Origin of the sequence: Halomonas citrativorans, assembly GCF_900163645.1 — a bacterium.
GTDB classification, from domain to species: Bacteria; Pseudomonadota; Gammaproteobacteria; order Pseudomonadales; family Halomonadaceae; genus Vreelandella; species Vreelandella citrativorans.
In genome coordinates, this window is record NZ_FUKM01000005.1 from 23,786 (window position 1) to 49,965 (window position 26,180).

General features: G+C 54.9%; 20 protein-coding genes, 1 tRNA gene, 1 other RNA gene and 1 pseudogene. 8 read left to right on the forward strand and 15 right to left on the reverse strand.

Translation table 11 applies throughout. From position 1 onward, the window contains the following. Nucleotides 1-302: 302 nt before the first annotated feature. The 7 genes from CZ787_RS01715 to tcuA all read right to left on the reverse strand — a co-directional run bounded on the left by CZ787_RS01715 (nucleotide 303) and on the right by tcuA (nucleotide 7,757). Nucleotides 303-476 (reverse strand): alpha/beta fold hydrolase, encoded by a 174-nt coding sequence (locus tag CZ787_RS01715; protein ID WP_176372152.1) that lies wholly within the window; start codon nucleotides 474-476, stop codon nucleotides 303-305. A 23-nt stretch (nucleotides 477-499) separates the two neighbouring features. Then, nucleotides 500-1,933 carry an aldehyde dehydrogenase family protein gene (locus tag CZ787_RS01720; protein ID WP_087105604.1) on the reverse strand — a complete coding sequence of 478 codons (1,434 nt, stop codon included), beginning with the start codon at nucleotides 1,931-1,933 and terminating at the stop codon, nucleotides 500-502. A gap of 56 nt (nucleotides 1,934-1,989) precedes the next feature. Beyond that, on the reverse strand, nucleotides 1,990-3,636 hold the full coding sequence (locus CZ787_RS01725; protein ID WP_087105605.1) for an acetolactate synthase large subunit: 1,647 nt from the start codon (nucleotides 3,634-3,636) through the stop codon (nucleotides 1,990-1,992). After that, nucleotides 3,633-3,824 carry a MoaF-related domain-containing protein gene (locus tag CZ787_RS19255; RefSeq protein WP_419866530.1) on the reverse strand — a complete coding sequence of 64 codons (192 nt, stop codon included), beginning with the start codon at nucleotides 3,822-3,824 and terminating at the stop codon, nucleotides 3,633-3,635. The genes CZ787_RS01725 and CZ787_RS19255 overlap by 4 nt, the downstream gene beginning before the upstream one ends. Before the next feature lie 58 nt (nucleotides 3,825-3,882). Then, complete coding sequence (locus tag CZ787_RS01730; RefSeq protein ID WP_087105606.1) at nucleotides 3,883-4,536, reverse strand: hydrolase; 654 nt, start codon at nucleotides 4,534-4,536, stop codon at nucleotides 3,883-3,885. Between the two features lie 703 nt (nucleotides 4,537-5,239). Continuing rightward, nucleotides 5,240-6,346: a tricarballylate utilization 4Fe-4S protein TcuB gene (tcuB, locus tag CZ787_RS01735; RefSeq protein WP_087105607.1), complete on the reverse strand. Its 1,107-nt coding sequence runs from the start codon at nucleotides 6,344-6,346 to the stop codon at nucleotides 5,240-5,242. Further along, entirely contained in the window at nucleotides 6,333-7,757 is a 1,425-nt protein-coding gene (gene tcuA, locus CZ787_RS01740) for an FAD-dependent tricarballylate dehydrogenase TcuA (protein WP_087105608.1), read from the reverse strand. The genes tcuB and tcuA overlap by 14 nt, the downstream gene beginning before the upstream one ends. A gap of 159 nt (nucleotides 7,758-7,916) precedes the next feature. On the opposite strand from tcuA, the gene CZ787_RS01745 reads away from it, so the two are divergent. Then, the gene (locus CZ787_RS01745) at nucleotides 7,917-8,606 is read left to right on the forward strand and encodes a GntR family transcriptional regulator (RefSeq protein WP_087105609.1); all 690 of its coding nucleotides are present in this window, start codon (nucleotides 7,917-7,919) and stop codon (nucleotides 8,604-8,606) included. Nucleotide 8,607: 1 nt separating this feature from the next. Here the strand turns inward: CZ787_RS01745 and CZ787_RS01750 are convergent, their stop codons facing one another. The 4 genes from CZ787_RS01750 to CZ787_RS01765 all read right to left on the reverse strand — a co-directional run bounded on the left by CZ787_RS01750 (nucleotide 8,608) and on the right by CZ787_RS01765 (nucleotide 13,301). Beyond that, entirely contained in the window at nucleotides 8,608-10,086 is a 1,479-nt protein-coding gene (locus tag CZ787_RS01750; RefSeq protein ID WP_087105610.1) for an aldehyde dehydrogenase, read from the reverse strand. 27 nt (nucleotides 10,087-10,113) lie between these two features. Further along, the gene (locus tag CZ787_RS01755) at nucleotides 10,114-10,611 is read right to left on the reverse strand and encodes a hypothetical protein (protein ID WP_087105611.1); all 498 of its coding nucleotides are present in this window, start codon (nucleotides 10,609-10,611) and stop codon (nucleotides 10,114-10,116) included. Next, nucleotides 10,611-12,083, reverse strand: coding sequence for a tripartite tricarboxylate transporter permease (locus tag CZ787_RS01760; protein WP_087105612.1), 1,473 nt, complete (start codon nucleotides 12,081-12,083; stop codon nucleotides 10,611-10,613). The genes CZ787_RS01755 and CZ787_RS01760 overlap by 1 nt, the downstream gene beginning before the upstream one ends. A gap of 114 nt (nucleotides 12,084-12,197) precedes the next feature. Next, nucleotides 12,198-13,301, reverse strand: coding sequence for a Bug family tripartite tricarboxylate transporter substrate binding protein (locus CZ787_RS01765; protein WP_087105613.1), 1,104 nt, complete (start codon nucleotides 13,299-13,301; stop codon nucleotides 12,198-12,200). 272 nt (nucleotides 13,302-13,573) lie between these two features. Here CZ787_RS01765 and CZ787_RS01770 point away from each other — a divergent pair, with 272 nt between their 5' ends. From CZ787_RS01770 to CZ787_RS01780, 3 genes are all read left to right on the forward strand, one after another. Next, entirely contained in the window at nucleotides 13,574-14,356 is a 783-nt protein-coding gene (locus CZ787_RS01770) for an SDR family NAD(P)-dependent oxidoreductase (RefSeq protein WP_087105614.1), read from the forward strand. 62 nt (nucleotides 14,357-14,418) lie between these two features. Beyond that, nucleotides 14,419-16,059: a thiamine pyrophosphate-binding protein gene (locus CZ787_RS01775; protein WP_087105615.1), complete on the forward strand. Its 1,641-nt coding sequence runs from the start codon at nucleotides 14,419-14,421 to the stop codon at nucleotides 16,057-16,059. Between the two features lie 28 nt (nucleotides 16,060-16,087). Continuing rightward, the gene (locus CZ787_RS01780) at nucleotides 16,088-17,314 is read left to right on the forward strand and encodes an MFS transporter (protein ID WP_087105616.1); all 1,227 of its coding nucleotides are present in this window, start codon (nucleotides 16,088-16,090) and stop codon (nucleotides 17,312-17,314) included. Between the two features lie 285 nt (nucleotides 17,315-17,599). On the opposite strand, the gene CZ787_RS01785 is transcribed toward CZ787_RS01780, so the two are convergent. From CZ787_RS01785 to CZ787_RS01800, 4 genes are all read right to left on the reverse strand, one after another. Next, nucleotides 17,600-17,929: a hypothetical protein gene (locus tag CZ787_RS01785; RefSeq protein WP_087105617.1), complete on the reverse strand. Its 330-nt coding sequence runs from the start codon at nucleotides 17,927-17,929 to the stop codon at nucleotides 17,600-17,602. A 79-nt stretch (nucleotides 17,930-18,008) separates the two neighbouring features. Next, an RNA gene (gene ffs, locus CZ787_RS01790) (signal recognition particle sRNA small type) lies at nucleotides 18,009-18,105 on the reverse strand. A 49-nt stretch (nucleotides 18,106-18,154) separates the two neighbouring features. Continuing rightward, nucleotides 18,155-18,231: transfer RNA gene (locus CZ787_RS01795), tRNA-Met, on the reverse strand. 91 nt (nucleotides 18,232-18,322) lie between these two features. Next, a complete protein-coding gene (locus tag CZ787_RS01800) occupies nucleotides 18,323-19,255 on the reverse strand; it encodes a choline ABC transporter substrate-binding protein (protein ID WP_140398959.1) in 933 nt (310 codons plus the stop codon). A 175-nt stretch (nucleotides 19,256-19,430) separates the two neighbouring features. Here CZ787_RS01800 and betI point away from each other — a divergent pair, with 175 nt between their 5' ends. The 4 genes and pseudogenes from betI to CZ787_RS01820 form a co-directional block, all read left to right on the forward strand. Then, entirely contained in the window at nucleotides 19,431-20,045 is a 615-nt protein-coding gene (betI, locus tag CZ787_RS01805) for a transcriptional regulator BetI (RefSeq protein ID WP_176372153.1), read from the forward strand. A gap of 19 nt (nucleotides 20,046-20,064) precedes the next feature. Next, nucleotides 20,065-21,534 (forward strand): betaine-aldehyde dehydrogenase, encoded by a 1,470-nt coding sequence (gene betB, locus CZ787_RS01810; protein WP_087105619.1) that lies wholly within the window; start codon nucleotides 20,065-20,067, stop codon nucleotides 21,532-21,534. A 173-nt stretch (nucleotides 21,535-21,707) separates the two neighbouring features. Continuing rightward, nucleotides 21,708-23,381: a choline dehydrogenase gene (betA, locus tag CZ787_RS01815; RefSeq protein WP_087105620.1), complete on the forward strand. Its 1,674-nt coding sequence runs from the start codon at nucleotides 21,708-21,710 to the stop codon at nucleotides 23,379-23,381. A 350-nt stretch (nucleotides 23,382-23,731) separates the two neighbouring features. After that, nucleotides 23,732-26,044, forward strand: a pseudogene (locus CZ787_RS01820) (acyl-CoA dehydrogenase); the annotation flags it as partial. Between the last annotated feature and the right edge of the window lie 136 nt (nucleotides 26,045-26,180).

The window sequence follows — 26,180 nt, forward strand, 5'->3', positions numbered from 1 at the left end:
CAGTGGCCTGCTACGTGCATTGAATGATGCTTCATCGTTCTTCGGGGCTTATCGGTCAATAGACTGCACACCAAAAGCCATTTGCAGCTGTTGGTCGATAAGGATCAGTTGGGAGTTACTGGGGATCAGGACTTCAAGCCTAGCGTTCTGCATTGGGTTCACCTTATACAAATGTGATGGGTGTCGTGAAACGTCAGTTCACTGTCGCAAAGTCCCGCCGCTGACTCTTGGATAACTGCCTGAGATTGGGACAAGAGTGTGATGATCGACGCCCGACTAACTGCTCAAGCGTCGTAGAAGTTTCAGCTACGAATAAAAGCCAGCAAATCTGCGTTGAACTGGTCGGCATTAATCTGGGCAAGCCCATGTGAACCGTCGGGGTATACTTTCAGAATGGCGTCGTTGACGATCCCAGCAGCCAATTCAGCAGAAGTGGCGATCAGGACAATCTGATCATCGTCACCGTGGATAAACAATACCGGCTTGTTAAAGGCGCACCTTATGGTCGGCGAATTACCAGGTTGCGGATTTCGGTCATATCTTCCATCGCGAAACGCACGCCTTCGCGGCCCAGGCCCGAATCCTTGACGCCACCATAGGGCATGTTGTCGACGCGGTAACTAGGCACGTCGTTGATTACCACGCCCCCAACATCGAGATGATCCCAGGCATCGAACATCTTGAACAAGTCGCGGGTAAAGACGCCCGCCTGCAGCCCGAATTTAGAGGCATTGACCTCGGCGAGTGCAGCATTGAAATCAGTGAAGCGTGACAGCACAGCGACCGGGCCGAATGCCTCTTCAGTGACGATCTTGGTATCGGCAGGCACGGCTTCGAGCAGGGTGGCATCGAGCATCGCACCATCACGGTTGCCACCACAGAGCAGCGTACCACCAGCGGCGACGGCCTCATTGACCCAGGTTTCGAGCCGCGTCGCTTCCTTGACATGAATCATCGGGCCGATGAACGTGTCGCGCTGCTTGGGGTCGCCCGCCACCAGTGTCTTTGTCTTGGCGACCAGCATATCGCGGAAACGGTCGTAGACATCGGCATGGATGATGATGCGCTGCACCCCGATACAGCTCTGCCCTGACTGGTAGAAGGCGCCGAAAATGACACGCTCGAGCGCATCGTCGAGATTGGCATCCGCATCAACGATCACCGCGGCGTTGCCGCCAAGCTCGAGCACCACCTTCTTCTTGCCGCAGCGTGCCTTGAGGTCCCAACCGACATCGGGCGATCCGGTAAAGGAGAGCAACTTGAGCCGGTCGTCGGTGGTGAACAGATCGGCGCCGTCGCGGCTGGCGGGCAGGATCGAGAATGCGCCTTTGGGCAGGTCGGTCTCGGCAAGCACTTCACCGATGATGATCGCGCCCAAAGGGGTCCGGCTTGCCGGCTTCATCACGAACGGACAGCCCACCGCGAGCGCTGGGGCGATCTTATGCGCGGCCAGGTTGAGCGGGAAGTTGAACGGAGAGATGAACGAACAAGGCCCAATGGGCACGCGCTTCCACATGCTCTGATAGCCCTTGGCGCGCGGCGAGATATCGAGCGGCTGAACCTCGCCGGTCATCCGCACCGACTCCTCGGCGGCGATACGGAAGGTATCGATCAGCCGGCTGACCTCCCCCTCGCTGTCCTTAATCGGCTTGCCTGCCTCGACGCATAGTGCGTACGCGAGCTCGTCGAACCGCTCGGTGAAGCGAGCGACGCAATGGGCAAGCACCGCCTGGCGCTCATAGCTCGCCATACGCGCCATTGGTTCTGCCGCCTCGACCGCCCCCGCGATCGCCGCATCGATCGTCGCGGCATCGGCCCGCGCGACGCGAAACGCGACCTCGCCGGTGAACTTGTCGGTCACGGCGAGATCGGCGTTAGGCTGCTGCGCCACGTTGTTGAGATAGAGCGGATAGACGGACTTGAGCTTGGTCATTCGAAACTCCCGAACCGCATCCCGCTTTCCGGCGAAGCCGGGGAACGGGACAACGATTACAATTCTTTCGACAGCGTCTTGATGTCGACGTTAAGGATCTGGTCGTTCTCCGAATAGTCTACCGGGCACTCGATCAGATGGACGCCCAGCGTATCGCGGGTATGCGCGAGCAACTGCGTGAGATGCTCGGCGCTTTTGGCACGATGGCCGAACGCGCCATAGCTTTCCGCGTACTTGACGAAATCAGGGTTGCCATAGGTCAACCCCCAGTCCCTGAAGCCCATGTCCGCCTGCTTCCAACGGATCATGCCGTAGCTGTTGTCGTTGACGATCAGCACGGTGAGGTTGAGCTTCAAACGAACGGCGGTCTCCATTTCCTGGCTGTTCATCATGAAGCCGCCATCGCCGCAGATCGCCATCACCTTACGATCAGGATAGACCATCGCCGAGGCCATGGCCGAGGGCAGGCCTGCGCCCATCGTGGCGAGCGCATTGTCGAGCAGTACAGTATTGGGGCGGTAAGCCGTATAGCCGCGTGCGAACCAGATCTTGTACACCCCGTTGTCGAGACAGATGATGCCATCTTCGGGCATCGCCGCACGGACCTGTTCGACCAGATAGGGCGGAGAGATGGGGAAGCGTGTATCGTCCGAGATCGACGCGGTGTGCGCGATCTCACCCTTGCGCGCCGCCAGCATCGCGTCGAACCTCCAATCGCCGCTGGGGACGATGTCCTGCTTGATCTGCCAGATCGTGTTGGCAATATCTCCGACAACCTCGATCTGCGGGAAGTAGACCGGATCGACCTCGGCGGTCTTGGACGAGATATGGATCACCTGTGTGCCGCCCGGCTGCATGAAGAACGGCGGTTTTTCGATCACGTCATGGCCGATATTGACGATCAAGTCGGCGGCCTCGACGGCGCGGTGGACAAAGTCGCCTGCCGATAGGGCCGCGCAGCCGACAAAACTGGGGTGACGTTCGTCGATCACGCCCTTCCCAAGCTGAGTGGTAAGGAACGGAATGCCGGTCTTCTCGATAAACTGAAGCAGCATCCGACAGGTCATGGTGCGGTTAGCACCAGCACCGATCACCAGGATCGGCGATTTAGCGTTTTCCAGCGCATGCAGCGCAGCGCGGATCGACTTCACATCGGCAGTGGGCCGCCGTACGTGGCTGCGCTTGAGCGGCACTGATTCGGTCTTCTCGTCGGCGACATCCTCGGGAAACTCGATATGCGTCGCGCCGGGTTTCTCCTCTTCGGCGAGCCGGAACGCCTCACGCACCCGACTGGGAATGTTGTCGGCGCTGGCGAGTTGATGGGTGAACTTGGTCAATGGTTTCATCATGTCGACCACATCGAGGATCTGGAAGCGGCCTTGCTTCGACTTCTTGATCGGCTTTTGCCCGGTGACCATCAGGATCGGCATACCGCCAAGCTGTGCATAAGCGGCGGCGGTGACTAAATTCGTCGCGCCTGGCCCTAGCGTCGCCATGCACACCCCGGTTTTGCCGGTATGTCGACCATAAGTTGCAGCCATGAAGCCTGCCCCTTGTTCGTGCCGAGTAAGGATCAGTTGAATCTTGGTCGAGCGGCTGAGGCTGTCGAGCATGTCGAGATTCTCCTCGCCAGGGACCCCGAAAATATACTCCACCTCTTCTTCTTCCAGGCACTGGATAAACAGATCGGATGCTTTGGTCATGATAGAACTCTCCTGCTGCCGCCCAGGTTGCGACCGTAGTCTTGAACATTGGTGACTGTCACGCCGTTCTTCTCCTGCCAGTTGACCGCGAAAAGACGGTTGCCGAGTGGCACGACCTGAATATCAACGATCTGGGTCCGGGCTAACTCCCCTTCCTTGGTCTCGAACCTCAATTGGATGACACTCAATACGCCACTCGGCTTTCTCGCAACGTGCCAATGAAGAGCCTCGCCATCCTCGCTCAGATCATCCTGCGTTGTTGGGCACCGGTGTGTTGAGCAACTGTTGCTCCCACAGGAACGCGATACCGCTACCGCCGCTATGCTGCTTCATAACATCGATCATCCCTTCAAGGCTGCCAGTTCGGGCCCAATCACGCTGCCACTCGGCCGCCACCGCCAACCAGGTCATCACGTTCACGCCGGCCCCAATCATGCGCTGGATGGCAACCTCATGGGCCTCGACTGAGACGGCGCCAGACGCATCAGTGACTACCGTCACGTCCCAGCCTTCTCCAGCGGCTTGGATGGCTGGCATGGCGACGCATATTTCGGTCCACAGCCCGGCGATGATCAGCTGCTTTCGGCCTGTCGCCTTGACCACGTCCACCACCTTCGGGTCCTCCCAGGTATTGATGAATGTCCGATCGATTACCTCCTGGTCAGGGAACACGTCGGTGATCTGAGGGAAAATCACGCCACCCTGAGCAGCCAGCACGCTCGTCAGAATGGTGGGCACGTTGAACGCCTTGGCTGCCTTTGCGAGGCCCGTTGAGTTGTTGATCACCATCAGTGGCTCGTGGCTGTTCAAGTTCGCCAGCTGAAACGGCTGGTGGTCGATGAGTACGAGTACCGAGTCTTCGGGACGAAGAAGCGAAGCAAGGCCGTTACGGAAAGTCATGGGGTTATCCTCTTTAGTGTCATTGTAGACGAACCTGGCTCTTCGATAGATATGTGCCAGTGACTGAGCCGCCTCACCTTACGCCGTGGACGGGTGGTTCGTGGAATGCCCGTACACTGTCGCAAAGCACCGCCGCTTTTTATTGGATGACTGCCTGAAATTGGGATGACTGTGTGATCGGCAAAGACTCCTGCTCAATACAAGAAGAGAAAGACCCGCCGCGAAATCTTTCTGGAGCGGATGGACAAGCTGATCCCTTGGACGCTACTGGATTCCAATTATCTCCTCGATTATTTTTCGGGGGGTATTTCGCCACTTCTTCGGCAGCGCTGACCCAGGCCCATGGCATCAGCGCGTATTCTGGGGAGTCTCGGCATGATGTTCGCGCCGTACCGCGGCCTCTCCCACGAGGATCTCAGCTAAGTAAGGGTAGGCAGCCCAGGCAGGCAGAGTTGAAGCCGGAGGATTAGGAGATACAAGGCATGGGTCTGCGAGGAATCGCAGGCCCATGTCTTGAGGTGGGGAAGCAGTAAGTTAGAGTCAATAACCATGAGCTTAGAAGGCTTCTGTGACAACAGATTCCCAATAGTTTCGCAAACGGAAAAATATCTTACGAAACATATTGATGCATAACACTCAATGCGGTCTTGCAGCCATCTCTCAAGGTAATCTTGTCAGATACAAGAGGCATAAGTGGTATCAATTAACTGCTTCGATTGCGCTCTAGGGCGTTACGATAGATCGCCAGCAAGCGATAGAAACCGTGAACGAATTTGCCATAGGGCATGGTGATGAAGAGCGCCATTACTACGCCTAAATGTATCACCAGCATAACTCCCATGGCTGAAGTCTCACGTAGAAGCATTAGGGACAGGCCTGTTAAGCCGGTCAGCCATAGCAGCACTATGAAAGCCACATCCATTCCCATCTGACGCACATCAGCAGTGTCTTGATCACGCACCAGCTTGAGGTACAAAAGCCCCGCCGGGCCTATCAAAAGGCCGATGCCGCCCAAGGTACCGAACAGCTTGGGAAGACTGATAAAATCGTAGGGCGCCTGCCACCCAAATACATAGTGATAGATGGTGCCGGTCACGGTCGCTGCGAAGCTAAGCATGAACCCGTAAAAGGTAAAATGGTGGAAGCGTCGCCGCCAGTGCGAATGATAGGCATCTGGGTAAGTGCAACCAGCCTCCTCCTGACCGTGCAGATGCTTGAGTGAAAAGGTTTCTTTGAGTGCCTGCCGCCAGCTTTCGGCATCGCGTAGCCCAGCAACGCCCTCGCCGCTTTCTCGCCAAAAGCGCACCATTCCCATTACTAAAGCTAGTAGTACAAATAACGATACCGAGCCGAAGGTCACCACCAGCGTGTTGTGTGGCAATAGCTCGTAGAAGTTTCCACTATGCTGTGTGGTGACTAGAGCCGACAGATCACCGTTGAGTGCAATAGCAATCAACAGTATTAGCGTCAAACCTGCTGCCAACGCCAAGGCGGTAAGCAGGCCATTGCGGTCAAACAGTCTTGCCAACGGTTGTGGCCAAGCATACTGCCGATAAGACTCTACACGAAGCTTGGCCATTGACTGCGGTACGTTAACGGCAAACTCATGGGGCGGAGCGTACTGGCAAGCGTAGTAGCACTCACCACAGTTGTGGCATAGGTTAGCCAGATACTTAAGATCCTCGGGAGTGAACGTACGACGCCTCTCCATGGCCGGAAATACCGGGCAGAACCCTTCGCAGTACCGACAGGCATTGCAAATCGTCATGTTATTGCGGGTTTCTTCGATTATTGCATCAATCTTTTGCATAATTGCCTGCCTCTGTGCCTGCGATACGACCAAATACGGTGCCGATAGTCATACCAAAGCCAGCGACATAGCCCTGGCCTAGAATATTACCGGCCATGATTTCACCGGCCAGGAAAACATTGTCAGCCAACTCGCCGTTAGCCATGTACATACGCGCCTTTTCATCGACTTTGGCACCAAGGTAGGTGAAAGTAATACCAGTACGAAGCGGGTAGCCATAAAAAGGTGGCTCGTCGATACGTTGTGCCCAATGGGTCTTTTCGGGCGTAACACCCTGTGTATGGCAATCGTCGAGCACACTGTGATCGAAGTTGCCAGGCTGTACGCCAGCATTGAAGTCATCGACAGTTTTGAGCACGGCTTCAACCGGCAGATCGAGCTTAAGTGCCAATTCCTCCAGAGTATCGGCTTGCTCGGGTGGAAAAACTGAAGGCATAAAGCGCCCCTGAGCCTTGGAGTCGGTAATTGAATAGCCCATCTGCCCCGGCTGCTTGGCGATCAGCCGACCCCAGATGGCGTAGCGCTTGGGCCAGAAGTCCTCGCCCTCGTCATAGAAGCGCTGGCCATCGCGGTTAACCACAATACCCAGGGACACACAGTCGACACGGGTGACGATACCGCCATCGTACTTGGGCGCACGTGCATCAATAGCTACCGCATGTCCTTGCGTCGGATCCCCAATCACCATGGCGCTGTTATCAATCAGGCTGCGCAGCATCTTGCCCTGGTTGAAGCGTGTTCCGCGGATCAGGAAATTACGGGAGACCTCTCCCCATGCTTCTTCCAACCACGCTTGGTTGGACTCGAAGCCACCAGAAGCAATCACTACTGACTTAGCACTCACCTTGCGTGGCGAGCCATTGTAAGTCACCAACGCATGGTCAAAGCGGTTGTCATCAAAGACCAACTGTTCGGCTTCAGCCTCGTAGAGGATTGTCACCCCAAGTCGCTCAGCTGCCTGGTAGTAGGTATTGACGAGCGCTTTACCGCCTCCCAGGAAAAAGGCGTTGGTTCGCCCCAAGTGCAGAGTGCCACCCAGCGACGGTTGAAAGCGCACACCGTAACTTTTCATCCACTCGGTGCAGGTTTCTGAGGCTCGAATCACATGCTTCGCCAAAACTTCGTTGGTGATGCCGCCGGTAACACGCCAAACGTCATCGAAGAACTCATCCTCAAGGTAGGCGTCACTGAGCACGTCGGTAGGTTCGCGATGCATGCAACGTAAGTTGCGGGTATGGATACTATTACCACCACGCCATTGACGCGGAGCACTCTCCAACAATAAAACGGTTGCGCCTTGCTCACGCGCCGACAGCGCAGCACACAACGCGGCATTGCCTCCGCCGATCACTAATACATCATGGTCAATTAGATCGGCCTCGCTAAGCCGTTCTCCAGTCGATGACAACATTGAGACTCCTCATAATTATTATTGGGAAACATGCCGACGGTAAAATCATGCACCAGATTCCAATAAATACAAATGTATCCAATAGTGTTCAAAATGACAAGCGATGTTCTTTGGCATACCATAGCCAAATGCCACTATCGCAATTAAAGGCCCTAAGCTATGTCAGCATCCACAACACGCAAGAGTGCCTCTACGGCAGACAATCCTCGCGGTGAACCGCGCAGCGAGCAGGCATATCGATATATCATCGACGCTATAAAGGAAGGCAGCCTGCCGCCGGGTACACGGATTCGTGAAGTCGACCTATCAGAACGTGTAGGACTAAGTCGCACTCCTATCCGCGAGGCACTCAATCGACTACAGCTCGAAGGGTTGGTGGCTAATGACCCAATTCGCGGCACTATCATCACTGAACTTGACCACGGCATGATCAGCGAGCTGTATGCCATGCGCGAGATGTTGGAGGGCACTGCTGCTGGCTTTGCCGCACAGCACGCTTCGGAAGTAGAAATTGCTTTTTTACGAGAGATTAGCGAACGCGATGCGCAATTAAGTGAGACCCATGATCTGGTCAAGAATAACAAGCTATTTCATAGCACCCTGTACCGCTGCGCGCACAACCGCTACCTGCTTAAAATGCTGCACTCGCTGCAAGAATCAATGATGTTGCTCGGGCGTAGCACCCTAGCCAAACCAGGCCGTTCAGAATCAGCGCGCGGTGAACATCAGGCAATCATTAACGCGCTCGAAGCACGCGATCCAGAAGCCGCCGAAAAACTGGCACGGACCCATATCCGCGAAGCCTACAAGATCCGTCTAGAGGCTTTTTTTGAGAGTTATGACAACTAAATCAGGTACGGATCGCAAAAGGATCGCGGGCTTCGTTAGACAAGTCGATCATTAAGTTTTTAATCTCAAGGTACTCATCTAAAGCATGCAGTCCGCGCTCGCGGCCAGTACCACTGGCCTTAACCCCTCCGAATGGTGCTTGTGCGGCATTTGTGCGATAGGTATTGACCCATACCCCGCCAACCTGAAGCTGTCTGGCGACGCGATGAGCCCTTGCCAAATTCTGTGTCCATAGCCCGGCGACCAACCCGTAAGCGGTGCCGTTAGCGATGGCGATGGCCTGCTCCTCCGTCTCGAAGGGAATAATCGCTAACACTGGTCCAAACACTTCTTCTTGAGCCAGTTCAGAGTCCGATGCCACATCAGAGAATACCGTCGGCTCGACGAAGTAGCCGCGACCATATACGTCGCCCTGCGGCACCCCACCGCCCGCCGCCAACTTAGCACCCTGAGTGCGGGCACGATCAATGAAGTCGAGCACTCGTCGATGTTGGGCCTTGGTCGCTACCGGGCCCATCTCGGTGGACTCATCGCGGGGGTCGCCAACCCGAATTACTCGTGCGCGTTCACACACCTGCGCCACCACTTGATCGTAGATGTCGCGCTGCACCAACAACCGAGAGCCGGCAATGCAGGTCTGACCAGCGGCGGCAAAGATTCCCGCCACCGCTCCGGTCACAGCCTGCTTAAGGTCAGCGTCGGCGAACACGATGTTGGCCGATTTACCACCTAGTTCAAGGGTCACCGGTGTCAGATGCTCGGCGGCGATCCGAGAAATTGCCTTGCCTGTGGCGGTACCTCCGGTGAAACTAATTAAATCAATACCGGAATGAGCAGTGAGCGCCGCACCGACGCTGCCGTCCCCGGTCACCACGTTAATCACACCGGGAGGAAAGCCAGCTCTTTCGCTCAGCTCGGCGAAAGCCAAGGTGGTCACGCTGGCCATCTCCGAGGGCTTAATTACAACGGTGCAACCCGCCGCCAGCGCTGGCGCCAGCTTATTAGCCAGGATAGCCATGGGCGAATTCCAAGAAGTAATCAGGGCCGCTACGCCTCGGGGCTCGCGGGTGGTGAAGTCTACGAGTTCGGCGCGATCCAGCGGGATGCTATCGCCCTGAAGCTTGTCGGCCCAGCCAGCAAAATAGCGATAATTACGCGCAGCAAAGCGCATCTGAACGCGAGTCTCGCGGATTACCTTGCCGTTGTCGGTGGTCTCAAGCTGAGCCATGCGCTCAGCATCAGACTCCAGCAGCTCGGCGAGTCGTTGCATCAATGTTGCCCTAGTCAAGCCATTAGTGTCTTTCCAGCCACCATCGAAGGCCTCTCGTGCCGCGCTTACTGCAGCATCTACATCCTCTGCGTTGGCTTGTGGAAGATCAGCCCAAGCCTGCTGATTAACCGGATTGATGGCAGGAAATGTGGCACCACCCGTGGCATCGCGCCAGGCACCACCAATGTAAAGTTGATAGCAAGTTGTCATGTGGTATTTCTCCAAGGGTAGAGGCAATCAGCGGAATGGATCGAAGAAATAGCCCACCGGCCAATGCATATTGAATGCTTCTGCAAGGCCAAACAGTGCAGCCATCAGCAGTACTGTACCGATCAGAGTCGCAAACCAGCGCATCTTGCCGACTAGGCGACAGAATGCGACGGTAAAAATCGCTGCAGAGGCAATAAGACCAATCAGATAAATCCCAAGGTAAAGCGCCGCTAGCCAGGCCAGATAGGGGGCAGTACGGCGGAACTTGGCGCCCCAGATTGGCTCAATGCCAGCATTGCCAACATGCTCACCATTCACTTTAGTGTCATCGACAGAGTGCGGTGCACGAAAGCGTCGTATGGTCAGCACTCCCTCTACAATGAGTAGAAACATCACCGCGCTCGATACCACCTGGGGCATAAGCCGCGCGTTGAATGGATAGCCAGCGGCCATGAACAGGGCCATCCCCATAAGCCCTATCAGCACCACGATAAATAGTAGTTCTTCACGCAGTCGCTGTATCATCAAGTTTCTCCCAAGCCCTTGCGTTTAGCGCACACCCCTGCTGCTACCACAGCCACCGCTAGAACTCCGATAACGATGACGATTGGATCACTGAGCCAGGACCAGCCGTAGCGGGATGCCGAGATGGTCAGATACCGCTCGATGCTCGGCGCCAGCACGAAGCCGATCAGGATCGGCGCCCGAGGCCAGTCATAGGACTTGAGCAGCCAGCCAAACATGCCAATGACAATGAAGGCGACCAAGTCACCCCACTGATTGGTGTTTTGGAAGGCACCGACCAGCATTATGATGAGCAGGAAAGGCGCGAACTTTGCGGCTGGAATAGTACTAAGGCGGGCGATAGGCCTCGATAGCAGAAAGCAAGCGAAGGCACCCACTACATTGGCCAACGCCAATGTCCAGACGATGGTTAGGGTAATCGACAAATCCGTAGTCAGCATCGAAGGGCCGGGCTGTATTCCGAGCAGGATCAAGCCTCCAAGCAGTACCGCCGTGGTACCACTGCCAGGAATGCCAAACAGCATAGTTGGGATTAGCGCGCCCCCCTCCTTGGCATTGTTGGAGCTCTCAGGAGCAATAACACCGCGGACATCACCCTTCCCGAAGCCACTCTTGTCTTTAGAGCTCTGCACCGCCTGGCCGTAAGAGAGCCAATCGACCACCGAGCCACCAAGACCAGGGATCGCCCCAACAGCCACGCCCAGGGCTGCAGAGCGGAGTACTAGCCATCGATTGCGGATGGTATCGCGCACACCGTCCTTCCAGCCGCTGGAGATTTCTTTAACTTTGGAGACAGCTCGGTTATCAGCCAAAAGATCAATGATCTCAGGCACCGCGAACAGACCCATAGCCAGTATCGACAGAGGTATCCCATCCATCAGATAAACGCTGTCACCGACGAAACGGAAAGTAACCGATGAGGGTGCTGAACCAAGCATAGCGATCATGATGCCAATAAGGGTGGCGAGAATACCGCGGAACGGGTACTTACCTGCTAGCAGGCCAACCACGCATAGGCCCAGCACAGTGAGCATAAAAAGATGGGGCGACTTAAAAGCCAGCACTACCGGACGAGCGATGGGCAAGATAGCGAACAACACTAACGCACCGATCAGGCCGCCGATCAGGGAGGCGCTGAAGGCCGCACTAAGTGCACGGCCAGCTTTGCCCTGCTGCGCCATAGGATAACCATCGAGGATGGTTGCCTGAGAGCCCGCCGAGCCAGGCACCCCAATCAGGATACTCGGAAAGGTGTCGGCGGTTGCAATCACAGCGGCCATACCGATAAGCATCGCTGTAGCAGCATGGGGATCCATACCATAGATGAACGGCAACAACAGCGACATGCCCACAACCCCCCCTAACCCGGGGAGAATACCCACAACCAACCCCACACTGATACCCAAAAGCATGAATACCAAACGGGATGGATCCAGGATCAACGACAGTGCATCAAACGAAGCGGCTAACACGGCTACGAGCTCCTATCCTGCTTTTGGTAAAGGAGGGTACCCTGCTAATAAATCAACAGCGCACCCGAGCACTTCAAGTGAGAATCTAGTAGTTCTCTAGCGTTGTAAGTTATCTCAAAGGTCAGCGTCGTAGCGTTCCTTGAAGGTCTTGCGTAGGTAGTTGAGAGCCTCCTCAGAAACATCCAAGGTTGCGCTCATAGCAGTGTAAGCATCATCACCGACCAACCACTCGTAGGGGCCATTGGCTTCTACAGAGTCAGCCATAAAGTCTTCATCTTCACGTGCTTGCTCGAAGGCGTAGCGCAGATCATTAATTGAATCCTTTGGAGCGTCGGCCTTGGCCCACAGCATCTTGATACTGCCTGCAGAGAGCACCGCCCGATAGGCATCCCAGGCAACCCCGGACGGCGCTTCGCCGTGACGCTCCTCGTATACCTCAGCGACAGTTGGCATATCAGGGAAGGCCGGATCACGCACCAACTCACCGTCAGTGTCGATAACACCTAAGCTGAATAGCGGAACCGCAGTGCCCTCCTCGACCAGCGGCTCGACGTTGGAGGTGTAGGCGCTAGTGGTCTGGAAATCGAGATTGGTTTCACCTTGTTCCAGCGCCAGCCGGGTCGGCCCACGGCTCTGATAGCCGAAAATAGCGTCATGCGGTAGGTCAAGAAGTGCGAAGGCAGCTAGTGCCATCGAGCCAATTGCCTGGGGCGATACTTCTCCGTAAATCAGCTCGTCTACTTCCCACAACTCAAGTGGATCTTCTATTCCCAAATCAGCGCTAGCATAGACCACGCCGCTTTGAGCCATGGCAACAATTGGTTCGTAGTCACGGAAGTCATAGCGCACCGCATCAGAACCATACATGAAAGGAAAAACCTGACCGGCACTTTGCAGCAATACCGTCATGCCATCGCTGGCAGTTCTCAACTGGAACTCGTTGGAGCCCTGTACACCGCCAGCCCCTGGCCGATTGATAACCTGCACACTAACGTCTTCTCCCAAATAAGGGCCGATAGTTGCAGATACATAGCGCCCCCAGGTATCTGCCCCTCCGCCAGGTGTCCAGGGTGTCAGTATCTCTAACGTCTCGCCGTCGTAAAAACCGGTAAGTTCGGCGTGGCTATTGGCTACCACCCCGGAACTCAGTCCTGCTGCAACTGCAAGTGTCAGTGCACGGCGGGTAAAACATGAGGCATTGCGTGTAGTTTTATTCATTTCTTGAGAACTCCTTTCTGGATTTACGGCTGGTGCACGCTTGGCAAAAAAACGGTACCGCCGATGCTGCTAGTTGTTGTTGTGTACTTGAGTATGCAAATGAACTCAACGATATTCAATAATAAGGAAAGTAAATTCTACTGCCTACATTGCTTTAGTCTTAGTGAGTAATTCACCAAATACAGTCATCCTGTATTACAATGTAGACTCTTGCATACAATGCGTCGACATGCCTTATATCGTCCAAGGTATCTAAAATCAGGAGCAATCGAATGGACATGGCCCTCACCGATAAAGTGGCGTTAGTGACTGGCGCCAGCCAGGGTATCGGCTTCGAAACAGCACTACTGCTCGCCGAAGAAGGCGCCAAGGTAGTACTGGTCGCCCGACGTGAAAAACCACTGCAGCTAGCTGCCGAGCGCATCAACTCACTGACCGGCCAGCGTCCGATAACCATCGTTGCCGACATTGCCAGTGCCGACGGCCCCGTTGCGGCAGTGGAGCGTACTATTGAGGCCTGCGGCGGCCTGGATATCCTGATCAACAATGCCGGAAGCAGCGCCTCTGGACCTTTTCTGGAGGCCGATGACGCCGTGTGGCAGGCCGATATTGAACTCAAGCTGATGGGCGCAATACGTGGAATTCGTGCCGCTCTACCTTACCTTGCAGACTCGTCAGCGGCGGCGATCGTCAATGTCACTACAGTGTCGGGCAAAGCACCTCCGGCCAAGACCTTACCTACTTCGGCAACCCGCGCCGCCGGTATTGCTCTGACCAAATCACTAGCCAATGAGCTCGGCGCACAAGGTATTCGCGTCAATACCGTTTGCCTGGGTAGGGTCCGTTCGGCTCAGGTCGAGCGGCGCTGGCAGCGTGAAGCACCTGAGCTCAGCTGGGAGGACTACTCGGCGCGCCAGGGCCAAGGCATTCCTCTCGGTCGACTGGGCGATGCTAAAGACGTGGCCAATGCCATTGTGTTCTTAGTCTCATCCCGCGCAGGTTACGTGACCGGCGCCAGTCTCAACGTCGACGGCGGGCGCAGCGCCACTGTCTGAATCAACGCAATTCGCCACCACTCAACAGCCAACCCCAATAACAATTGTATAGGAGGCCCGCCATGCCAAGCGTTGCCCAGACCCTAATCGACGGCCTGCGTCGCGAAGGCGTCACCCATGTATTCGGCATTCCCGGCACCCAGAACCTGGCGCTGCTCGACGTCATTCGCGAGACCCCGGAGATGCGCTTCATCCTTACCCGTCACGAGCAGGGGGCAGCCTTCATGGCTTACGGCTATGCCCGCGCCGGCCAGCGTCCGGCGGTGGTCACCGCCACAGAGGGGCCCGGCGTGACCAACATGGCCACGCCGTTTGGTGCTGCCTATCGTGGCAACGTACCGCTGATAGGCATCAACGGCCTACAAGAGGAGTGGCTGCGCGAGAAGGATGCCAGCCAGGAGATGGATCAAATCACTTTCTTCAAGCCGATCACCAAGTGGGCCTATTCAATCACCGGCCCAAATAAAGCTCAGGAGGCGCTGCGCAAGGCGTTTCGCACCGCATTGGCTGAGCCACCGGGGCCGGTTCACATTGAAGCTTCTACCGCTATTTACCGCGCTGAAGTTGAGGCAGAGACACAGTTGCCTCAGCAATATCGCGCCAGCGTGCTTCCCGAAGTTGCCGGGCAGTGTCTCGACCAGGCCGCAGCATTGCTGGCTAAGGCAGAATGCCCGGTCATCTTGGCGGGCAGCGGCGTATTACGCGAACGCGCCAGCGCCGAACTGATCGCCTTCGCCGAACAGCACAATATCCCGGTCGCGCCGCTACAGTTCAGCCCCGATGCTTTCCCCACTTCGCATCAGCTGGCCCTTGGGCCGCTAGGGCGCAATGGGTGGAATAGTGCCAACCGGGTAGTCAAGCAGGCAGATGTAGTCATCGCCGTGGGCGCACGCATGGATCTGTTCTCGACTACCTTCAAGCACGGGTTGATTCACGATGACGTTATCCTTATCCACCAAGCAGCCAGCGTCGATCCGATCGGCACGGTATTTCCGGTGGACGTCGCTGCGGTGGGAAGCACGCAGAGCTTCCTAGCCGGACTGGCGACCCGCCTTGACGGACAACGCTGGGACTGGGTCGATGTGACTGCCGAGGTAGCGCTCTGGGAAGAGGAGCGTCAGGCACTAATCGACCCCAGTGCCGAGCCGATTCAACCCCCTTTCGTCGCCGATGTGCTCAGGCGCACTTTGCCCAAGGGCGGCATAATGGTGGTCGACGCTGGCAATGCTGGTAAGCACGTCCGCCAGCACTTTGTCAGTCATGCCCCCGATACCTATATATTCATCGATAACTGGGCGGCCGTCGGCGCCGGTTTCCCCACAGCGCTGGGGGCGGCATTAGCCCGACCTAATGTGCCGGTACTGGCAGTACAAGGCGATATGGGGTTTATGTGCAATATCGGCGAACTGGAAACCGCCGTGCGCGAGAAGATCAAATTGGTGGCTGTCGTCATCAACGATCAGGGCCTTGGCAATGAACGAGCCTTTCAAGACGCCTACTACGATGGTAAGCACTTCGCTGTCGACTATCAGAACCCCGACTTCGGTGTTTTGGCCCGTGCCTTCGGCGCTCACGGGGAGAAGGTCACTCGACCCGGCGACCTAGAGGCCGCTATGCAACGCGCCTTTGCAGCGGATGGCCCCGCGGTAGTCGACGTAATGATCGACAAGCTCAATCTCGCTCCGGTGCTTTTTAAAGCCTGAGCGTCACCACCCACTACCAAGGAACGTAATGGACGACAGCCCAAGCTCAACTCCCGATAAAAGCGCTATACGCAACCTAGTAATGGTCTGTATAGGACTAACGAGTGTATTCGTCTCACAGACGATGCTGCTGATTTCAGTCCCCTTGCGCGCTCTTGAGCTTGGTGCCAATCCATCGCTAGTGGGCTTTATCCTCTCTGCACCCTATTTACTACCGCTAGTTTTCGCGATTCCGCTGGGGGGTGTGGTCTCCCGGATTGGTCCACAGAAAATGTTCTTTATTGGCGCCACTGGCATGATCCTTGGTCCCTTGCTAAGTCTCTTGTCCCCAACCTTCCTCGGGCTGCTGGCAACCCAGGTAACCATCGGCCTTACGCATGTGGTGATGGTCATCGCCGCCCAATCAGTGGTCGCCGGATTAGGCCGAGGACGAACCTTAGAGCGTTATTTTGGCTGGTACACCATGTGCCTTTCAGGCGGCCAGTTAATTGGCCCACTGTTAGCTGGATATCTGATTGATACGCTATCGACAAACTGGGTTTTTGTAGTCATCAGCGTGGTCCCGGCGATAGGTCTAGTGAGCTCCTGCTTCTTTGTGGGCAATGCTCGTAGTGGCCATGCAACACCGCGTTCACTACTTGGTTACCGCGCCCAAGCTTCGTTGCTGCGCGAAAATGTCGGTGTGCAGATGTCGCTAACCGTCACTATCGCAGTGCTATTTGCATTGGGCGCACATGGTGCTTTCTTACCGGTCTATCTTGAGGAGTTAACTTTCTCAGCCACATTGATCGGGGTACTGGTGAGTCTGCGAGCACTAACAGCGATGCTAATAAGACCCGTCATGCCACAGATTATCCAGGCACTTGGCGGGCGCGCCAGGACAATGATTGCGTCGGTGGCGGCGGTGTCCATGGGGCTAATGTGGACGGGAATGACCGGCAGTGTTTTGGCGCTGGCAGTGCTTGCCATTATGGTGGGTCTAGGATCAGGAATTTCTCAACCACTGTCGATGGTTATCCTTGCCGAACACGTACATCCCGACCAACGCTCCAGCGCACTTGGTATGAGACTCATGGGCAACCGTGGAGCCCAGGTACTGGCGCCTTTGCTGTTGGGCATAATCGCCGAGCTGGCCGGCTTCACGCTAACCTTTCTGCTTACCGGAACCTTACTGCTGGCGATGCTCGTCATTGTGGTTCGCCTCAGACCGCGCTTTGACCAGGCTGAAGCGGCCAACGCTCAACAGCACTTTTAGACTAGCGCCAACAGTCCAGCTAACTCATTACAAACCCATGATATATAAGCATAAAAAATTTTAATCCATTAAGTTAGCTTGTGCTCAATCAAGACGCATCCACAGCTTCACTGCCTTAAATAAAGCATTCAGCACTACGCACTACGAGCACTTTACTGCCGCAAATACGGGGCAGCTATCTGTCAGCCTCTTTGCCGTAAAATGCCGGATGATAGATTAAGCCATAGGAGCTATCCTCTGTTGGCAGCACGTGACCTCATTGCTTACTTTATTCAGGAGCAGCGTTTAATTAATCATGAGGGACCCAACAGCTATAGGCCGTTGTTTAGCGTCATATTTTTGAAAAATACTGACAGATTTAATCTCGACAAGCGTAGCAATACCCAACGTATTAACTAAGCGAAAATCAGGTGTGTAAGGAAGAGCCTTGGCTTCATAGCAATAAGAAAAGCCTTCGGGCTGAGCTTCATATAATAAAACATCATCCGAGTATTCAAACTGAAAGCATGCATCAAATTCCAGCGACAACTCAACGGTTAGTACGCTATGATTTTTTGCGCTGGCAAATTTGTAGAGGTTTTTGACTCGGGAGTGACGGAGCTTGCGGCGATACATGGCATCACCATTTTCGTAGTAATGTTACTAAGAAATAGTCTATACCAAGTTTAGATGAAAACGACAGAAATGGAGGCGGCCCCAAAAGCCACATCCCGGCACACGCAGCCACCACTACCGTTGCTCCCTTCCGGGCCTGGCGGGGTTTGCAGTATAGCGTTGCGGGAGGACCTAAGGGGCCACCATAGCAATACACTTGAATATCCATGTACTGCGGCGCTGATTTGGTGGCTACGCCCTGATTTGAACAGGGGACCCCATCATTATGAGTGATGTGCTCTAACCAGCTGAGCTACGTAGCCTTTCCGACATCAGCGGGTGCAGATTATGCCTATTCTCGAAACAAAAGGCAAGCCGAAAACAGGCTTACCTTTCAATGAGACAATGACAGATTTACAGAGCGGTCTGAACCGCTGGCAGTGCAGGCTCGCCATCCAGGGTCGTCACACCTTCAAGCCACGTGGCTAATAAATCGTCGTGCTCTTTTAAATAACGATTGGCGGCAACGCGAGGGTCGACCCCCTCATTCATAATGGCGCCCATTAACTGGTTTTCCATTTCCAGCGTAAACGTCATATTGCCAAGTAGTGTACCCACGTTCGGGCACGCTTCGACAAACCCGGCGCGCGTATTGGTGTGCACCGTGGCGCCACCCAAGTCAGGTCCAAAGTAATCATCCGCATCGGATAAGTAGGCCATATCAAAGTTGGTATTCATGGGATGCGGCTCCCACCCCAGAAAGACCATCCACTCTTCATTGGGGACGCGTGTTGTCAACTCTGAAAGCATGCCTGCTTCACTGGAATCCACCACCTGCCAATCGCCCAGGTCGTAGGCATTATCATCAATCATTTGCTGGATAAGCTCATTGCCATCGTTACCCGCCTCGATGCCATGCACGCGATGGTTAAATTGATCAGCGTGAGCCGCTAAATCATTCACAGAGGTAACACCTGCATCGTACACGTATTGCGGTACGGCCAGCGTGTATTTGGCGCCTTCCAAATTAACAACTAACCGCTCAACATCGCCACTCTCAATATACGGGTCGCTGATGGACGCCATAGAGGGCATCCAGTTGCCTAAAAAGACATCAAAATCATTGTTACGCATACCCGCATAGGCAATCGGTACTGATACCGTATCGACGGTTGGCTCATAGCCTAGCGCCTCCAACACTTCGCTGGCCAACGCCGTTGTCGCGGTAATATCGGTCCAGCCTACTTCGGCAAAACGCACACGCGAACACTCATCGGCTTGAGCCATCATGGGCATAGCAGCCCCCAACATAAATGCGCTTAATCCCACCACCTGGACACGTTTCATTGCGACTCCCCTTCTATTTACGTCAATGGGCATGTTTATTCCTTTAACGCCAAGCGCAGCAACATGCACCAACGTTTATTGATTGAACGTTCAATAAACAACTACTAAGATATACAGGTAATCATGACTAACCGTATGTTTCAAGGTAGGCATTCAACGTCATCAGGAGATAGCTGTGCCGAAGGTGGGAATGGAACCGATACGCCGCCAGCAGTTAATTAACGCCACAATGGCGGCCATTGACGAAGTGGGATTGGCAGAAGCAACCATTATGCGGATTGCCCGTCACGCGGGCGTCTCAGCAGGTATCATCAGTCACTACTTTGGCGGGAAAGATGGCCTTCTTGAAGCCACTATGCGCCAGATATTGACCGACCTTAGTGACGCTATTTCGGCGCGACGCAGGGCGTTGAACGAGGACTCGCCTAAAGCGCACATCAGCGCGATTATCGAAGGCAACTTCGACCGTACTCAAGTAACCGGCCCCGCTGCTAAAACATGGCTTGCCTTTTGGGCCAGCAGCATGCACAAGCCGATGCTTCAGCGCCTACAGAATGTGAACGATAGACGCCTTTACGCCAATTTATGCTATCAGTTTCGACGCGTGCTCCCCCAAATTGAGGCACGCAATGCGGCCCGCGGCCTGGCCGCCATGATTGACGGTTTATGGCTACGCGGTGCATTAACGCCCGAAGGCCTTGATGCCGAAAAAGCCCGCCATCTAGCGCTCCACTATCTTGATCAGCTCTTAGCCCATCACGAATATCAACACTCAGCACCCGCTCATTAAGCTTATAAAGGAGCCCAACATGGCCGCTCAAGACGTACAGCCTCTCTATATTGATGGTCGCCTGGTCGCTGCCACTTCAGGTACTACCTTTACCGTTACCAACCCGTTTGATGGCAGCCTGCTTGCGACAATTGGCCAAGCAAGCCAACAGGACGTTGACACAGCCGTTAAAGCGGCCCAGCGCGGCCAGCGCGAATGGGCTGCCATGACCGGCATGGAGCGCTCCCGTATTATGCAGCGTGCGGTTGCGTTGCTGCGTGAGCGCACTGACGCGCTGGCAGCGCTTGAGACCCGCAACACCGGTAAGCCGATTAGCGAAACAGCAAATGTCGACATCGTGACCGGCGCTGATGCGATTGAGTATTACGCAGGCCTGGCCCCCGCTATTGAAGGCAGCCAAATTCCACTACGCGAAAACTCCTTTGTGTATACCCGCCGCGAGCCGCTGGGCGTCATTGGTGCCATCGGCGCGTGGAACTACCCCCTTCAAATCGCCTGCTGGAAAGCCGCGCCAGCGCTGGCGGCAGGTAATGCCGTTGTCTTTAAACCCAGTGAAGTGACACCGCTGAGCGCAATTAAACTGGCTGAGATTTTTACTGAAGCTGGCCTGCCAGACGGTGTTTTCAACGTGGTGCAAGGCAATGGCGACGTAGGCGAGATGCTGACCCAACACCCAGGCATCGCCAAAGTGTCGTTTACCGGTGAAGCAGGCACCGGCAAAAAAGTGATGGCCGCAGCCGCTAGCTCATCGCTTAAAGACGTCACGATGGAACTGGGTGGAAAATCACCGCTGATCATCTTTGCCGATGCCGACCTGGACCGCGCCGCCGATGCGGCCATGATGGCCAATTTCTACTCTAGCGGCCAAATTTGCACCAACGGTACACGAGTATTTATCGAACGCAGTGTGAAAGACACATTTGAAGCCAAGCTGGTAGAGCGTGTTAAGCGCATCAAAGCCGGTGATCCCATGGATCCCAGCGTGAACTTCGGCCCGTTAGTCAGTTTTGAGCATCAAGCGAAGGTGCTTTCCTACATTGCGCTGGGTAAACAGCAAGGCGCCCGCCTGCTGATTGGTGGTGATGAGTGGAAAAGCGGCGACTGGGCCAACGGCGCTTGGGCAGCGCCTACCGTATTTACCGATTGCACAGACGACATGCGCATTGTGCAGGAAGAAATTTTCGGCCCGGTGATGTCGGTGCTGGCCTTTGATGATGAAGCTGACGTCATTCGTCGCGCCAACGACACCCGGTATGGCTTGGCAGCTGGCGTATTTAGCAAAAGTTTAAACCAGGCGCATCGCGTTATTCATCAGTTGGAAGCGGGGATTTGCTGGATTAATACGTGGGGTGAATCGCCTTCTGAAATGCCGGTTGGTGGCTATAAAGAGTCCGGCATTGGCCGTGAAAACGGTATCGAAACGCTTAACCACTATACCCAAACCAAGTCGGTGCAGATTGAGATGGGGCCTTTTGAATCCGTCTTTTAACAAGACAAACCGCCCTTTGGCAGGAGCGCTTGCGGTACCTGAAGCAAGTGCTTCTGTCATCACCGGAAAGGTTTACACCATTTTCACAAAGTGACACCCCGCTACCACCTCATCGCTCTACTCCATCAACCTTCTCCATCAACCTATGCCACTTTCAGGCTCGGTAATTTGCCATGTCTCAACCACGAGAATTTGATTACATTATTATCGGCGCGGGCTCAGCGGGAAGCGTGCTGGCTATGCGTTTAACGGAAGACAGCGACGTCCGCGTTCTCTTGTTAGAGGCCGGCGGGCCGGACTACCGGCTAGATTTTCGTACCCAAATGCCAGCAGCCCTCGCCTTTCCACTTCAGGGAAAGCGTTACAACTGGGCATTTGAAACGGACCCGGAACCGCATATGGATGGCCGCCGCATGGAGTGCGGGCGCGGGAAAGGGTTGGGCGGCTCTTCGTTGATTAATGGCATGTGCTATATCCGCGGCAATGCACTGGATTACGATAACTGGGCTCAACAGCCAGGCTTGGAAGATTGGGATTACTTAAGCTGCCTGCCCTACTTTAAAAAGTCAGAAACCCGCGACACCGGGGCCAATGACTACCACGGTGGCAGCGGCCCGGTCAGTGTCACTACTCCTAAAAACGGTAACAACCCGCTGTATCGCATCTTTATTGAAGCAGGCAAACAGGCAGGTTACTCCGAAACAGACGATGTTAACGGCTATCAGCAGGAAGGCTTTGGCCCCATGGACCGGTTCGTTACGCCCAAGGGGCGACGTGCCTCTACCGCCCGGGGTTACCTGGACACCGCTAAACAGCGCGACAACCTGACCATAGAAACCCACGCCGTTACCGACATCATTGAGTTTGACGGCAAGCGCGCTGTGGGTGTGCGCTACGAGCGCAAAGGGCAACAGCAGACCGCCCGCGCCAAGCGGGAAGTGCTGCTGTGCGGTGGTGCTATTGCGTCACCACAAATTTTGCAGCGCTCGGGCATCGGCCATCCTGAAGTGCTCGAGCCGCTAGGTATCAAGACCGTTCATGCCCTGCCGGGTGTCGGCGAAAACCTGCAAGACCATTTAGAGATGTACATTCAGTACGCGTGTAAAGAACCTATCTCACTCTACCCCGCCCTGAAATGGTACAACCAGCCCATGATAGGCGCTGAGTGGCTACTCAAGGGTACGGGCATTGGCGCCAGCAATCAGTTTGAAGCGTGTGCGTTTATTCGCAGCCGTGATGAGGAAGAGTGGCCCAACCTGCAGTATCACTTTTTACCCATCGCGATTAGCTATAATGGCAAAAGCGCGGTTCAAGCGCATGGCTTCCAAGCTCACGTGGGCTCGATGCGCTCCAAAAGCCGAGGCCGCATTCGGCTAACCTCAAAAGACCCGCACGCGGCACCCAGTATTTTGTTCAACTACATGTCGCATGAGAAAGACTGGGAAGAGTTCCGTGATGCAATTCGCTTAACGCGTAACATTATCGAACAACCCGCATTCGATAAGTACCGAGGCCATGAAATTTCTCCGGGCCCTGATGTGCAAAGCGATGAAGCGCTGGATCAGTTTATTAAGACAAACGCGGAAACGGCATATCACCCCTGTGGCAGTTGCCGTATGGGAGACGATACGCTGGCCGTGACAGATGGCCAGGGCCGCGTTCATGGCGTAGAAGGTTTAAGGGTGGTTGACGCCTCACTGTTTCCCCTAATTCCTACCGGCAACCTGAATGCGCCAACCATCATGTTGGCCGAAAAGATTGCCGACCACATCCGTGGACGTGCACCGCTGCCTCGTGCGCAGGTTACCTATTATGTAGCCAACGGCGTGCCTGCCCAACATGGGTGAATGACGTCTTCACATATGAATCCCCGTTCATCCAGGTGCCACGGCTAACTGCCGTGGCTTTTTTTTTACTAAGCTACTATTAATAAGCAGGATAAAAAGACGTAACGACTTGCGCGGGATAGCGTACGTCTGCCAATATTCAAACATCTGTTCGAATGCCTATGGTTTGCGTTCTAATCATCACTTCAAGCGTTACACACGAAAGCAAGGCTGCATTGATTGATCAGAAATCAACGTTCTGAGCCAAGGGCAATGCAGACCAGAACCGGACAGCGCCTAATAATACATGGAGACGTTCTATGCTCACCCTACTACTGATTATCCTGGCTGTGGTTGGCCTGCTGATTATTATGCGCCGCGAAGCAGGCGCCCCAGCAGCCCTGACACTGTTAGGTATATTAGGGCTTGTTGGCCTACTCTTTGACGCCGCCGTTATAGGAGTATTGCTGCTAATCGCTGCTGCGGTTGTTGCTGTGACGGGCCTTGAGACATTGCGCAAACAGTGGCTGACACCGCGGATTTTTAAAATTTTCAAAAAGGTCGCGCCAAAGGTCTCCGCCACCGAGCGCACGGCACTAGAAGCCGGTAGCGTTTCCTGGGACGGGGAGCTTTTCTCCGGCAAGCCACAGTGGAACAAGCTACTGGCCTACAAGGATGAAGGCCTGCGTGAAGATGAACAGGCCTTTCTCGATAATCAGTGCGCTAAAGCAGCTGGCATGTGTAACGCCTGGGATATTGCTCAAGAGCGTGCCGACCTGCCCCAGCAGTTATGGGACTATCTGAAAAAAGAAGGCTTCTTTGGGATGATTATTCCCAAGGAGTACGGTGGCCTGGGTTTCTCAGCAAAAGCCCAATCAATGGCATTGCAAAAACTTTCCGCCAACGAAACGTTAATGGTGACCGTTGGAGTACCCAACTCCCTCGGCCCGGGCGAGCTTCTGCTTAAATATGGTACTGAGGAACAACAAGACCACTACCTGCCCCGCTTGGCCGATGGTCGCGAAATTCCCTGCTTCGGCTTAACAGGCCCGCGGGCTGGCTCTGACGCAACGTCACTGCCTGATACCGGCATAGTATGTAAAGAAATTATTGATGGAAAAGAGACGCTAGGCCTGCGCCTAACGTTTGAAAAACGCTGGATCACGCTGGCACCCATTGCCACTGTTGTGGGTTTAGCCTTCCGTTTATTCGACCCTGAAAAGCTGTTGGGCGACGAAGAAGACCGAGGCATTACCCTGGCGCTCATACCGCGCGACACGCAAGGTATGGACATTGGCCGTCGCCATCACCCCATCGGCAGCCCGTTTATGAACGGCCCGATTAAAGGTGTGGATGTCTTTGTGCCGCTGGATACCATCATCGGCGGGCAGGAGATGATTGGCCAAGGCTGGCGCATGCTGGTTGAGTGCCTATCGATTGGTCGTTGTATCACACTGCCCTCAGGCGCGACCGGCACCGCCCGCTACGCGCTGGGCTGGAGCGGTGGCTTTACGCGTGTTCGTCGTCAGTTCAACGTACCTGTGGCCGAAATGGAAGGCGTTCAAGAGCCGTTGGCACGTATGGCAGCGATGGCTTACATCTCCCAGGCAACCGTTTATCAAACGGCTAACCTGATTGACCATGGCGAGAAACCAGCGGTTCCCTCGGCCATTCTGAAGAGCCAACTAACCGAGTTCCAACGTGTTCTGTTAAGCGATGCGATGGATGTGCATGGTGGTAAAGCGGTCACATTGGGCCCGCGTAACTATTTAGGCATTGGCTATAGCGCCAACCCGGTAGCGATTACCGTTGAAGGCGCCAACATCATGACGCGGAACCTGATGATCTTTGGTCAAGGGGCGATCCGCTGTCATCCCTATGTACTGGAAGAGCTAGCCGCTAAAGATGCCAACGACATCAATGCGTTTGATAAAGCCTTCTTCAGCCATGCAGGCCTGATTTTTGGTAATGCCGCACGTGCGTTCACCATGGGATTAGGGTTTGGTAAAGAGAGCGTTCCGTTTGATGGGCCAGCTGCGGCTTATGCGCAAGATATTGCCCGCCTCTCTGCAGGCTTTGGGCTATGTGCGGATGCCGCCATGGCCAGCCTGGGTTCCGCGCTGAAAAAACGCGAAATGCTCTCCGCCCGTTTGGGTGATGTACTCTCTAATCTGTATCTCGCATCCATGGTACTCAAACAGTGGCAAGCAGGCGACAAAGTGGAAGGCGAAGACGCCCTGCTTCATTACAGCTGCCGCTTCCTGTTGCATCGCGCAGAACAAGCCTTTGTGGAGATTTTCGACAACTTGCCTAATCGGGCAATAGGCCGTGTGCTTAACGCCGTCGTAATGCCAACCGGACGCCGTTGGGACAAGCCCCATGATGACCTGGCACGCGACATTGCCAAACGGGTTTCCACCCACAGTGCATTGCGCACCAAACTGCTTTCCAACACCTGGGATACCGACGACGGCGAACAGCCCAACCCGCTGGCGCGCTACAATGCACTGCTGGTTGATTATGACCGTGCTGAAGTCATTTATCGCACGGTTAACAAAGCCTACGCCAAAGGTGAGCTGCCTCAAACGGCCCTCCACCCTGAAGCCAGGGTGGAGGTAGCATTTGAGAAAGGCCTGATTAGTGAAGAAGAAACGGTCTTTATGCGCGAATTCGAAAAGAACGTACTGGAAATGCTAACGGTCGATGACTTTGCCTACGATGCGTTTGCAAAGGATAAAGACACGCTCATTAACCATAATGCTACGCAGGCAGCACCGATTAATCCTGAGGAAGCCCGCGTTGAGTAACACATTATAGAAA

Coding starts and splice junctions, on each gene's coding strand:
- CZ787_RS01720 (WP_087105604.1), bottom strand. CDS start 1,933: ATGACCAAGCTCAAGTCCGTCTATCCGCTCTATCTCAACAACGTGGCG.
- CZ787_RS01725 (WP_087105605.1), bottom strand. CDS start 3,636: ATGACCAAAGCATCCGATCTGTTTATCCAGTGCCTGGAAGAAGAAGAG.
- CZ787_RS01730 (WP_087105606.1), bottom strand. CDS start 4,536: ATGACTTTCCGTAACGGCCTTGCTTCGCTTCTTCGTCCCGAAGACTCG.
- tcuB (WP_087105607.1), bottom strand. CDS start 6,346: ATGCAAAAGATTGATGCAATAATCGAAGAAACCCGCAATAACATGACG.
- tcuA (WP_087105608.1), bottom strand. CDS start 7,757: ATGTTGTCATCGACTGGAGAACGGCTTAGCGAGGCCGATCTAATTGAC.
- CZ787_RS01745 (WP_087105609.1), top strand. CDS start 7,917: ATGTCAGCATCCACAACACGCAAGAGTGCCTCTACGGCAGACAATCCT.
- CZ787_RS01750 (WP_087105610.1), bottom strand. CDS start 10,086: ATGACAACTTGCTATCAACTTTACATTGGTGGTGCCTGGCGCGATGCC.
- CZ787_RS01755 (WP_087105611.1), bottom strand. CDS start 10,611: ATGATACAGCGACTGCGTGAAGAACTACTATTTATCGTGGTGCTGATA.
- CZ787_RS01765 (WP_087105613.1), bottom strand. CDS start 13,301: ATGAATAAAACTACACGCAATGCCTCATGTTTTACCCGCCGTGCACTG.
- CZ787_RS01770 (WP_087105614.1), top strand. CDS start 13,574: ATGGACATGGCCCTCACCGATAAAGTGGCGTTAGTGACTGGCGCCAGC.
- CZ787_RS01775 (WP_087105615.1), top strand. CDS start 14,419: ATGCCAAGCGTTGCCCAGACCCTAATCGACGGCCTGCGTCGCGAAGGC.
- CZ787_RS01780 (WP_087105616.1), top strand. CDS start 16,088: ATGGACGACAGCCCAAGCTCAACTCCCGATAAAAGCGCTATACGCAAC.
- CZ787_RS01785 (WP_087105617.1), bottom strand. CDS start 17,929: ATGTATCGCCGCAAGCTCCGTCACTCCCGAGTCAAAAACCTCTACAAA.
- CZ787_RS01800 (WP_140398959.1), bottom strand. CDS start 19,255: ATGAAACGTGTCCAGGTGGTGGGATTAAGCGCATTTATGTTGGGGGCT.
- betB (WP_087105619.1), top strand. CDS start 20,065: ATGGCCGCTCAAGACGTACAGCCTCTCTATATTGATGGTCGCCTGGTC.
- betA (WP_087105620.1), top strand. CDS start 21,708: ATGTCTCAACCACGAGAATTTGATTACATTATTATCGGCGCGGGCTCA.